Below are 11,225 nucleotides of genomic sequence, written 5' to 3'. Positions count from 1 at the left end.
ACCAATTCCGCCATCTGGGCATCAGATTAAAGAGAGTGCAAAAGTACACATATTTTTGAGATTACAAAAAAAGTTTTCCCACTTTTTATTCATTTGCCGGACTTCGTTGCGATGTTTTCCATTTTTGTTTTGTATCTTTAAGGTAAAATAGAGAAAACCATAAACAAACTGTAACTAAATGGTGTTATTTATTTAGCATCTAACCCGTAAAATAGCAGGGGTAAATCAGTATGAATTTCATTTTATTAAATATATATGATCTTAGAAATGAGAAACAATCATAATTATTGTGTTATTATGAGCGGTGGAGTGGGTAGCCGCTTTTGGCCTTTTAGCAAGGAAGGTAAACCCAAACAATTTCTTGATTTTTTTGGAACAGGCAGATCTCTGCTGCAAACCACTTTCGACAGGTTTAAAAAGATTGTTCCAGCTGAGAATATTTTTGTCGTTACAAATGATGCATATGCAGAGATGACAAAAAAACAACTCCCGGAGTTGAAAGAGAATCAAATTCTGCTGGAGCCTATAAGACGAAATACTGCACCTGCTATTGCCTACGCTTCATTCAGGATCAGGTCGGTGGATCCTGAAGCAAATATAATTGTAGCACCATCAGATCATCTGATAATGAAGGAGGATGAGTTTGTAGCTGATATGAAAAACGGCCTTAATTTTGTGGCTGAAAATCCATATCTGCTGACACTGGGTATAACACCTAGCCGTCCTGAAACAGGTTATGGTTATATTCAGGTTAATGAGAAAGAGATGGGTGGCATACACAAAGTGAAAGCGTTTACCGAAAAACCAAATTTTGAAATTGCTAAGAAGTTTGTCGACAGTGGAGAATTTGTATGGAACTCGGGCATATTTCTCTGGAATGTGAACACTATTTTAGATGCATTTGGTAAATACCTTCCTGATATAATTCAGAAATTCAGTGAAGGCAGAGAGCTGTTTAATACACCTGCAGAAAAAGAGTTTATTGATGCCAGTTTCCCCTTCTGCCCCAATATTTCAATCGATTACGGAGTCCTGGAAAAAGCAGACAACGTGTATGTAAACATCTCCAATTTTGGATGGAGTGATCTGGGTACGTGGGGGGCGTTACACGATATATCTGCCCGCGACGAGAACAATAATGCCAACCTGCATTGTAAAACGTTTTATATAGAAAGTACCGGTAACATTGTTGCTATGAGTGAGGATAAACTGGTAGTGATACAGGGACTTGACGATTATATAGTGGCTGAGTCGGATAATGTGCTGCTTATATGCAAAAAAAGCGAAGAGCAGCGCATCAAACATTTCGTGACAGATGTGAAATTCCGTTACGGAGACAAATATATTTAAAACTCTTACCCTGCCGGCAGAGGCCTTTCAGCAGATAACATAACCTTGTTTCAGGTTTGCAGAGCTGATGTTTTGCAAAATCGCTGGAGACTGTTAGCTTATGAACAGCAGCTCTCTGTACTTCGGCAGGGTCCACATCTGATTGTCAACTATCAGTTCCAGCTTGTCCACGTGATAACGGATAACGTTGAAGAAGACTTCTACCGTGTCGTGGTAGGCCAGGGCCTTGTCACGGGCCTCTTCCAGCTTGTTGGCCGCCTTGCGGGCGTCCACCATATCATCCACGTTGGTTTTAATTGCTGATATATGGTCTGCAATCTCCTCGATAAGGGCAGCGTCTTCTTTTGATAGCCTGTCCGCTTTCTCTTTGTCGAAAACGGCATGCATTTTATATATGTTATCCAGCAACATCGATTGGTATTCGGTAGCAACAGGTATGATATGGTTCATGCAGAGGTCGCCAAGCACACGTGCTTCTATCTGTACCTTTTTGGTATAGGTTTCCCACTTCACCTCGTTGCGGGCATGTAGTTCCTTTTCGTTCAGTACGCCTATGCTTTCGAACATCTCTACCGATTCTTTCGAGGTATACACGTCATATATAAGGGGAACGCTTGTTTCGCAGTCTATCCCTCTTCTTTTGGCTTCCTCTCTCCATTCGTCGCTGTAACCGTTACCTTCGAAGCGGATTGGTTTGGATTCTTTGATATAAAGTCGGAGAGTATCGAATATAGCCTCCTCTTTCTTTATTCCTTTTTTCATTTTTCGGTCAATCTCTTTTTTGAAATTGATCAACTGGGCAGCAACAGCTGAATTCAAAGCGATCATGGCAGATGAACAGTTAGCAGATGAACCTACTGCCCTGAATTCAAAGCGATTGCCGGTAAAAGCGAAGGGAGATGTGCGGTTTCTGTCGGTATTGTCGATCAGTACCTCGGGAATATGTGCTACACCAAGCTGCATCTTTTTCAATTCGTCAACGGTGATATCATCATCTTCCGAACTTTGCTCAATCTTATCCAGCACACCGGATATCTGCTTTCCTAGAAATACGGATATGATAGCTGGGGGCGCTTCGTTGGCTCCAAGCCTGTGTGCATTGTTGGCCGACATGATTGAGGCTTTAAGCAGCCCATTGTGTTTGTGTACTGCCATAAGGGTGTTTACCAGGAATGTGACAAACAAGAGGTTTTCATTGGCACTCTTGCCGGGTGTGAAAAGCCCTATGCCTGTATCGGTACAAAGCGACCAGTTGTTGTGCTTGCCTGAACCGTTTACTCCTGCAAATGGCTTTTCGTGGAGTAACAGTTTAAAATGGTGCCTGGCAGCAATCCGTCGCATGAGTGACATCACAAGCAGATTTTGATCTACTGCCAGATTTGTTTCACAGTAGATAGGCGCGAGTTCAAATTGATTAGGCGCTACTTCATTATGGCGTGTTTTCAAAGGAATGCCATATTTATATGCTTCAAACTCCACCTCACGCATAAATGAGGCTACCCTGGGGGGTATGGCACCAAAATAGTGATCTTCAAGCTGCTGGTTTTTGGCGCTCTCGTGCCCCATAAGTGTACGGTCTGTAAGGCTCAGATCGGGGCGTGCAGCATATAGTGCCTGGTCAACAAGAAAATACTCCTGCTCCCAGCCAAGAAATGAGTACACCTTCCTTACATCCGTGTGAAAAAGCCTGCAAACCTCAACCGCTGCTTTATCCACTGCAGTAAGTGATTTCAACAGCGGTGTTTTGTAGTCAAGTGCTTCCCCTGTGTAGGAGATAAAAACGGTTGGGATGCAAAGTGTATCATCTATGATAAAAGCGGGGGAGGAGGGGTCCCATGCTGTATATCCTCTCGCTTCAAAAGTATTTCGTATGCCGCCACTTGGAAAACTAGATGCATCAGGTTCCTGCTGAGCCAGCAATTTTCCGGAGAAGCGTTCAATGATACCCCCCCCCGGCCCATTCACATAATCGATAAACGAGTCATGCTTTTCTGCAGTTCCCTCGGTGAGCGGTTGAAACCAGTGAGTATAATGTGTAGCACCCATTTCCATTGCCCACATCTTCATGCCTGCCGCCACATGGTCGGCGATCTCACGATGCAGGGTGGTCCCGCGGTCTATTGCCTCAAGTACGGTATTCATAGTTTCCTTTGAAAGATATTTTGACATTTGTGTTCTATTGAACACATATTTACCAAAATATTCGGAGGGTAACTGATCAGGAACTGAAACTTCTACAGGAATTCTTTTTGATGCTGCTTCTACCGCTTTAAATCGTAATCTTGACATACCTACACATTATTATTTTGATGAAGCTACAAAATTAATCATTTTGTAGTTGTTTTTTCAATTTTGTTGAACAAAAGATTTTTATACGGAAAAAATCTTATTTAATCAAGTTCCTAATGTGATAGTTACTATTGTATAAAGTTAAATATATGATATATCAATCTTTTGTGGAGCGCTTCTGCGATAAAACGGGTCGCAAAACGTTGTCAGTTGAATGATTTAGCTCTTATCATAACACATGCGAAAGTTCAATTGTAATTTTGTACTGACAACCATTAAGATATATTGTTTTCGGGTATTGGATGCTGTAAACGATTCACTCATTGTGAAGAGTAGGTGTGGATACTTTGCTTTGCCGGGGGGAGGTAGTTCAATCCATACCAACATATTTGCAACAATATAAAAGCAACTACCAGAATGATCATGGAGATTCTGTTTGAAGAGTTTCTTTTAAGGCGGTAATGGATATAGATCAGGTACCCCAGCCAGGTGGCTGCAGCCCATGTCTCTTTTGGATCCCAGCTCCAGTAATGTCCCCATGCATCTTTAGCCCAGATAGCTCCCATAAGCATGCCCAGTGTAATGCAGGCAACACCGGCATACACCATATTGTCTGTCATATTCATGATGTGGGCTTTGCAGACGATTTTATTCTCCCTGGCAAGATAGTATATGGCTACTAGTGTTGCGGCGCCCACAATGGCATAGGAAAACATGTAGATAATAACGTGCGGGGCGAACCAGGGGCTCTGCAGTGCCGGCATGAGCACTTTGTTATGGATATCCGGGCTCGCGATATTTATAATTATAAAAACCGAGGAGAGCAGAGTGGTGAATGAAAGTATCCATCTGTAGTTCCACCTTATATAGGTAAGCAGCCCCGCAACAGGCAGGAAAAACGAATACCAAAGGCGTGTCTCGCCCATGGTACGCAGGGGCGGTCTCTCCAAAGATATCCAGAGGCCCGATATAAAAATGAAAAAGAGCATAAGTCCAGCCGCTGTAAACATTGACGGCATTGCCTTGTTTCTGTTTTTGTACGCAAGAATTGCTCCAAAACTCCAAAGGAGTACTGCACCAAATGCAAAATAAATAAATGAACTCCAGGTCATGATATACTTTTTTCAGGTCCGGCAATAAAAATAAAGATGGCTCCTGCAATAAGCATGAAGATGCCGCTGTAAACCACTTTCAGCCACGGATCACGCACGAGTTCAAAAATCGGTGTGTCTGAGTATTTTCCTTTTGAATCATCGTAGCTGTATTGATAAATTGTCCAGTCTCCTATTGATAATGGCTTGTTTACTTCAATGACAATTTTTTGCGTATGCCCTGCTTCAGTATAGACGGTTACATGCGATCTGTATTTCTTAACCTCCTGCAGCGGCATGGCTACACTGGTATGCTCATCGATCTGCAACTGGTTAGGCGGAAAAAGATAACTGCCGTTGCTGACCCATCCCTCCACAGGACAAGGTAGTCCTGCTTTGTCCACCCTTATCTTCATGGCGATGGCTGCTCCCTCCATCATCATTGGTACCACATTCAAAAAAGCAGAATCCCTGAAGATGGCTGCATGAGGCAGATATTCAATAATCTCAATTGTAGCTCCAGCCAGCAGGGCAGTCTTTCCTGCTCCTTCAAACATGTAACTTTCGGGTCGTGATAGAGGTAACACAATTCCTGTTTCATTATCAATAATCACCAGCTTAGGTTCATACTCTTCAATAATGAATGAATCCAATTGGATAGCAATAGTTAGCTCTTTTATTGTCCCTTGTCTGTCTGTCGCACGCCACTCCACTTGCCCCTCATTTACACTCATGATGAGTCGCTCCATATCTGCACTGCCGAGTATTCCTCCCAGCAGGGCGACAAAAAGGCCGATATGATTCAGATAGAACCCGATATCGCGTAACGACTGTTTCCTCCTTGTCCTTTTGAGTATAGCCAGTCCCAAGATCATTAACAAATAAAAGCACAGCAGTATAAATGGCCATGAAGTAGTCATCTGGTACCAGCCCAGCGGTTTGAATATGCCAGGTGGCAGCTCATTGCCGGCTATCTCTTTTGGGAGTTGAGGGAGTAATCCCAGAATTATACAGAGGAGGAGCAGAGCACTAACTGCAGGAATGGCTGCATATATTCCCGACAACCACCTTGTTACACGGCTTTTCCCGGACAGAAGATGTAAAAGAATAATCCCCGTGATAAACAGTGCACCAGTGATATAATTTACAGGTGCGGCGAAAAGGGAAATCTCAATATTTCCAACGGCCAACTGCAGAAAGAATCCCGTGAGCAGGATACCGGCGGTAAGTATAAAACCTTCTGTATATCCCCATGGTTGCTCCCAGATATTTCGTGAAGAATTTTTCATCTATCTTTTTAATTCAAGCTTGCCAGCCGGTCGTTCTCTCTGGCTATTTTAAGCCATTGAGGGATAATAACCTCCTGAAATATTTTTTTATCGGTTTTCTCTTTCTGCATATCAAGGCCGATATAAGCCTGTGCTTTTTCTTTCGTGGAAATATCGGGTAGAGGAACATCTCCGGTAAATCCAAGTTGTGCAAGTACTTTTGCCGTTTCAAACCTGGCTTTGTGAGCCCTGTCAAGGCTTAATGAAAGAATACGCTGATATTCAACCGGAGAGTGAAAGGCCCCACCGTGTGAAGCAACAGCGTAATCCCAGCGCCATTGCGACTGTCGGAGAAGCTGCAGTACATTTTTCATCTGTGTCGCGGTTGCCCCTTTGTTCCACGCGTACTGAGCCTCCAAATGTGCGGTAGCGAGCTCTTTCTCTACCAGATCGCGAATCTGGTTTGCACTGCGCTGGCGTTCATACACTGCATCGCGAAGGTCCTCTTCCGTCTCTCTATGGCACACCTGACAGGTGTTATTCATGCTTGCCAGCGGGCTTCTCACATGGTGACTGCTGTATTTTATACCGCCTTCTGAAATATAAGGCATATGGCAGTCGGCACAGGAGACCCCTCGCTGTGCATGGATACCTGTCTTGAATATCTCGTAATCGGGGTGTTGCGCTTTTATGATTGGTGCTTTGCTCAGTGCGTGTGTATAATCTGCAAACCCTATGCTGTCGTAATACTGTTCTGCACCCTCCATGGTAGTTCCATTGTGCCATGGGAAGATCAGATATTTTCCCACGGGTGTGAAGTAGTATTCTACATGGCATTGTGCACAAGCCAGCGAACGCATTTCCTGATGAGTAGCTTCTTTAATATCCAGCCCCATATTTTCGAATCCTTCAATCAATCCGGGCCGGCTGATTTTCAAATCCATGGTTTCTGCGTTATGACAGTCTGCACAACCAATCGGGTTTACCACCTCTTGCCCCCAGTGGGCCCATGTCTTGTTATAGAATTCGGCGATGCCTTCAGACTCCATCAGCCGGGGTACATCGGGACTTTTACATGTCCAACAGGTTGCCGGCTGCGGCCCTTCTTCCGGAGTCATTGGGGCTCCGGTACGCAATGTATGATGCACATCCTCCACTGCATGCATATGCCCCCTGGGAGTATTGTAATCTTTTGAAAAAGCATAGCCGGCCCAAAGGATAACCATCTCGGGACGTTCAGCAAGTACATCCACTGCTTTGCTCCCGTTAAATTCACTCTGGAAAGTGGTATCGGCTGTTCTGCTCCATGTCTCGTATTCGTGTGGATAGTTAACGGCAAAAAGCTCACTTCTTGGCTCTATACCAGTTATTTCTACTTTCCTGTTGTTCATCACGCTAGCTATCTCGGCTCTTCTTTGTGTGATTGAAGCTGCCAGCATTCCCAAAAGGAATACCATTCCCATCGTAACGAAAAAAAGAAGCCACCCAACCCAGGGCTTCATCCTGTCACTGTGCCTTTTACTGTTCATAGTAACTCTGTTTTATGCTTAGTTTTCAGTTTTTTAGTTTTCAACCGTCCCTTGCCAACTCTTATCGCCCAACCGCCCTCGGGTAGCCATCATAGTCTTTCTGTCCTGCTTCAATCACCAATTCTCAGCTTCTTTCAGTAAGCTGCCAACAGCTCTTAGTCTTCCGCATACCGCATCTGTCAACGGTTGGTATTATTCATTTCTGATCTCTTCACCATGTTGTGAAGCCATTCCGGAACATTGCTTTCAGGCATAGGTACTCGTGCATTAGGTGTTGATGAAAGCGACCTGCTTAGGGTGTGCGGTACATTCCTGTGGCAATCCCAGCAAGCGTTACCTCCCATATTCTTCACCTCCTTGAAATCCATTCGTCCGATTTTTACAAACTCGGTGTTGAGCTGAGTATGGCAACGAATACAATTATCCATTATCACCTGAGAGCTTGCTTCTATAGCTTGGATAGCCTGATTTTCTCCACGGATGGTGAATATGGCAGAATGGCGTAATCCGTCCACTGCTTTAAAATAATATCCCTTTACTTTACTGTCCTGCGGAACGTGACAGTCGTTGCATGTAGTGTTCCTGCCGTGAGAACTATGCATCCAGGTTGCATAGTACGGGCCCATAATGTGGCAGTTAACGCAGGTCGCAGGGTCGTTGGATAGATAGCTGTAAGCCCTTGATGCAAAAAAAGTATAAGCAAAAAGCCCCACGAAAGCCCCGCTGATGATGATTGCGGGATATCTCCAACCCCCGCGAGGCTTAATTTTATTCCGGAAGTTTCGCAGTCTGTTCATGGTCGCAAACTTTAAGCTTTTTATTATTAACAAAGTAAAGCACAAAATCTTGAAAAAACTGTAATAATTATGACGTTTGCGAAAAATAAACTAATTTAGTTTCTTAAATTGAAGGTGATATGGACAACTTATTTGTTGATGCCGGCTATTCAGGTATGATTTTTCAATGTCCCCTTTGCAGCTCTGTTCCTGAAGATCAGCGGGACGAGTTTATGCGTGATATTCACTTCTCTGTAAGGAAATTTGAAAAAGGAGATGTGATTGTCACCCAGGGGGCACGTTATCAATCACTCTATATATTAATAAAAGGGGAGGCAGTTACCGAGATGGCAGATGATAAGGGAGATTTTATGAAGGTAGAGTATATCAAGGCTCCCAATCCCATGGCAACCGGTTTTTTGTTTTCAGCCGATAACCGTTCCCCGGTCTCTGCTATTTGCAGAACTGCCTGTACGTTTGTTGTGATACCTAAGGAGAATCTATCCCTTCTGTTGAAAAAGTACGATGAGTTTATGATTGCTTTCCTGGCATATATATCCAATAGGGTATCCTTTCTTTCAGATAAGCTGCGACTTGTCTCATTACGAACAATAAGGGCAAAACTGGCCTATTACCTGCTGAAAGAGTCGGAAGGGGAAAAGAGCTTCCAGTTGAAAACAACAAAAGAGAGTATTGCCCGGCTGTTCAGTGTTTCCCGTCCCGCGCTGGTGAAGGTGATGATGGAGATGGCAGAAGAGGGGATTATTGAGGTTGACAGGAGGAAGATTACAATTCTAAATCGGGTTGCACTTCAAAACATGTTTTAAAAACAGCATCCCCTCAAAAGTGTAATTAAAATGTTGAGTCCTCTCCGAAAACCTCAAGACCCAATTTTATTGGTTTGCAACATATTGAAAATCAATGTTCATCTTGTGGAATTTTCAAGAAAAAAGACTTATCGGAGGGGACTCGAATGTTTCTATTTCCAAATAAAACTTTTAAGCCTGAAATATCTCAAGAATTTATTTATTATCTTTAATATTGATTTTTTAATTTCCCATTTTGTTTTTTTTAATCCTGAAGGTTCCTGGTAATAATTAGAAACTGTTGCCTTCCCTGTTGTAAGCCTTTTTGGCTTACTCCGTTGTTCTTTTTCAATTATCACAATGCTGTCATAAAAATGTATGGCTTTAACACTTATGGTAAAATTATTAACTTTCAATGATGATTGTTCCGAATAGAAGGCATTTAAAAAGTCAATAAGGTTTTTACTATATTCAATAAATGTTCCTCTTCTTTTATAACCCCCACCATACATTATTTGATATGATGTATGTGTATCCTCGCATAAATATATACCGGTTTCTTTTATGTGTCCAAAAAGTTCTTCAAAGGTGACAATTTGTTGAGTCATTGTGTGCCCGCCATCGTCAATAAGAATATCAATTGGTGGTATCTGCTCTTTAATTTTACGAAGGAATGTCCGGTCGGATTGAGAGCCTATGAAGATCTCGATATTTCCCTCCTCCAGGTTTTTGCAGTTAGGATTAATATCTACACCATATATTTTGGCATTTTGGCCGAAATACTTCTTCCACATTTGAAGGCTTCCCCCCTGGAAAACGCCGATTTCAAGTATTACTATTTCTTTGCCCCGATATTTATTAAAATATAAATCATAAATATCAAAATAATGGTTCCACTTGTCAATTAATTTATCGTTGTTGTTATAAAAGAATTTCTCCAGATCATTCATATATTAGCCACTATTTATGTTTCAGGCGCGTTGACTGTTGCTGTTTATAAAAAAACAATTCATTACGAAAAAGAATTAATTGACAAAGATAGTAATTGATTTGTGATATTTTTAGTTGCCACATATGAAGAGTCTTTTTTTGGTATAATATTTTTATATTTGCAACCCTCATCAAAACAATTTGCTAAGAAAGAACGCTGTCATAAATCCCACCACCGTCACCAATGCTACTGCACGTCCGCCATACCTGAATGCTTCAGGAATCATTGTGTCGCAGAGCATAGCCAGAATTGCACCTGATGCAAATGCCATTGTTGCTGCATGAAGGGAGCCGGGTGAACTACCAAGGAAAATATAACCACAGACAGAAGCTATAACGGTGATAATTACTGTTGCTGTCCATAAAGCCATTATCTGCCTGTTAGACATACCGGCCATTTTCATGCCCAAAGAACCTGACATTCCCTCCGGAAGGTTACTTAAAAACACAGCCATAATAAATACAATGCCTGTAGCACCACCTGCGGCGATTGATGCTCCGACAACGAAAGACTCAGGGATACCATCAAGGAAAGTGCCTAATAAAATTGCTGAACCTGAGTTGTTACCTGCTTCTTCCTTTTTCTTTTGCTCCGAGATGCCATGAACATGTTTCCGAAAATGACCGCCCCTGGAATCTATCAGATAGTCTCCGCCAACAAACATAATTGCTCCTGCCAGAAAGCTCAACCCTACTGTTAAGGGATCGTGTGCCTTTTCAAAAGCTTCTGCCATTAAGTCGATGGAGAGTGCTGATATTAAAACTCCCGCTCCAAAAGCCATTACAGTAGCGGTTACTTTATCCCCTATTTTCAAGTAAAGGCCTAAAAATGCTCCTATGAGAATGGCCGAACCTGAGACAAACCCCCAAAATGCAGCTTCAAACATAAGTGTCGAATTTTCCGCTAATATAATGATAAAGTATAAGTATAATCAGTGTATCCCGAACTTTTCTTTAAATGTTATGATAAAGTTACAGAATAATTTCAAATTACCAGTATAGTTGATAGATATATGGGAGTATATGAATTTAAAATGTTTTATATATGTTTGACCTAAGGCAAACAAAAAACGCTGTAAGTTGTGTAACTACAGCGTTTAATAATTTTATGAAGTGGTGCCACCAG

The 11,225-nt window shown here is 42.4% G+C and carries 9 protein-coding genes; 2 read left to right on the top strand and 7 right to left on the bottom strand.

The features are described from left to right. The first annotated feature begins 267 nt into the window (after nt 1–267). Complete coding sequence (locus B3B27_RS04470; protein WP_238867917.1) at nt 268–1,350, top strand: mannose-1-phosphate guanylyltransferase; 1,083 nt, start codon at nt 268–270, stop codon at nt 1,348–1,350. Between the two features lie 93 nt (nt 1,351–1,443). On the opposite strand, the gene B3B27_RS04465 is transcribed toward B3B27_RS04470, so the two are convergent. From B3B27_RS04465 to nrfH, 5 genes are all read right to left on the bottom strand, one after another. Beyond that, nucleotides 1,444–3,639 carry a glutamine synthetase III gene (locus B3B27_RS04465; RefSeq protein ID WP_238867916.1) on the bottom strand — a complete coding sequence of 732 codons (2,196 nt, stop codon included), beginning with the start codon at nt 3,637–3,639 and terminating at the stop codon, nt 1,444–1,446. Between the two features lie 320 nt (nt 3,640–3,959). Continuing rightward, complete coding sequence (gene ccsA, locus B3B27_RS04460) at nt 3,960–4,751, bottom strand: cytochrome c biogenesis protein CcsA (protein WP_286846944.1); 792 nt, start codon at nt 4,749–4,751, stop codon at nt 3,960–3,962. Then, nucleotides 4,748–6,019 carry a cytochrome c biogenesis protein ResB gene (locus B3B27_RS04455; RefSeq protein WP_286846941.1) on the bottom strand — a complete coding sequence of 424 codons (1,272 nt, stop codon included), beginning with the start codon at nt 6,017–6,019 and terminating at the stop codon, nt 4,748–4,750. The genes ccsA and B3B27_RS04455 overlap by 4 nt, the downstream gene beginning before the upstream one ends. 8 nt (nt 6,020–6,027) lie before the next feature. Continuing rightward, nucleotides 6,028–7,527: an ammonia-forming cytochrome c nitrite reductase gene (nrfA, locus tag B3B27_RS04450; RefSeq protein ID WP_286834461.1), complete on the bottom strand. Its 1,500-nt coding sequence runs from the start codon at nt 7,525–7,527 to the stop codon at nt 6,028–6,030. A 179-nt stretch (nt 7,528–7,706) separates the two neighbouring features. After that, nucleotides 7,707–8,324, bottom strand: coding sequence for a cytochrome c nitrite reductase small subunit (gene nrfH / locus B3B27_RS04445; protein WP_238867912.1), 618 nt, complete (start codon nt 8,322–8,324; stop codon nt 7,707–7,709). A 119-nt stretch (nt 8,325–8,443) separates the two neighbouring features. Here nrfH and B3B27_RS04440 point away from each other — a divergent pair, with 119 nt between their 5' ends. Continuing rightward, on the top strand, nt 8,444–9,130 hold the full coding sequence (locus B3B27_RS04440) for a Crp/Fnr family transcriptional regulator (protein ID WP_238867911.1): 687 nt from the start codon (nt 8,444–8,446) through the stop codon (nt 9,128–9,130). A 152-nt stretch (nt 9,131–9,282) separates the two neighbouring features. On the opposite strand, the gene B3B27_RS04435 is transcribed toward B3B27_RS04440, so the two are convergent. Together B3B27_RS04435 and B3B27_RS04430 are read right to left on the bottom strand one after the other, a co-directional pair. After that, nucleotides 9,283–10,059 (bottom strand): class I SAM-dependent methyltransferase, encoded by a 777-nt coding sequence (locus B3B27_RS04435; RefSeq protein ID WP_286834454.1) that lies wholly within the window; start codon nt 10,057–10,059, stop codon nt 9,283–9,285. 171 nt (nt 10,060–10,230) lie between these two features. Further along, entirely contained in the window at nt 10,231–10,986 is a 756-nt protein-coding gene (locus B3B27_RS04430) for a ZIP family metal transporter (RefSeq protein ID WP_238867909.1), read from the bottom strand. Nucleotides 10,987–11,225: the final 239 nt, after the last annotated feature.

The sequence above is a fragment of the Proteiniphilum sp. UBA5463 genome, from assembly GCF_002427225.1.
In the GTDB taxonomy this organism is placed as follows: domain Bacteria; phylum Bacteroidota; class Bacteroidia; order Bacteroidales; family Dysgonomonadaceae; genus Proteiniphilum; species Proteiniphilum propionicum.
The sequence above is the reverse complement of the archived record's forward strand: the minus strand, read 5'-3'. Positions and strand labels throughout refer to the sequence as shown.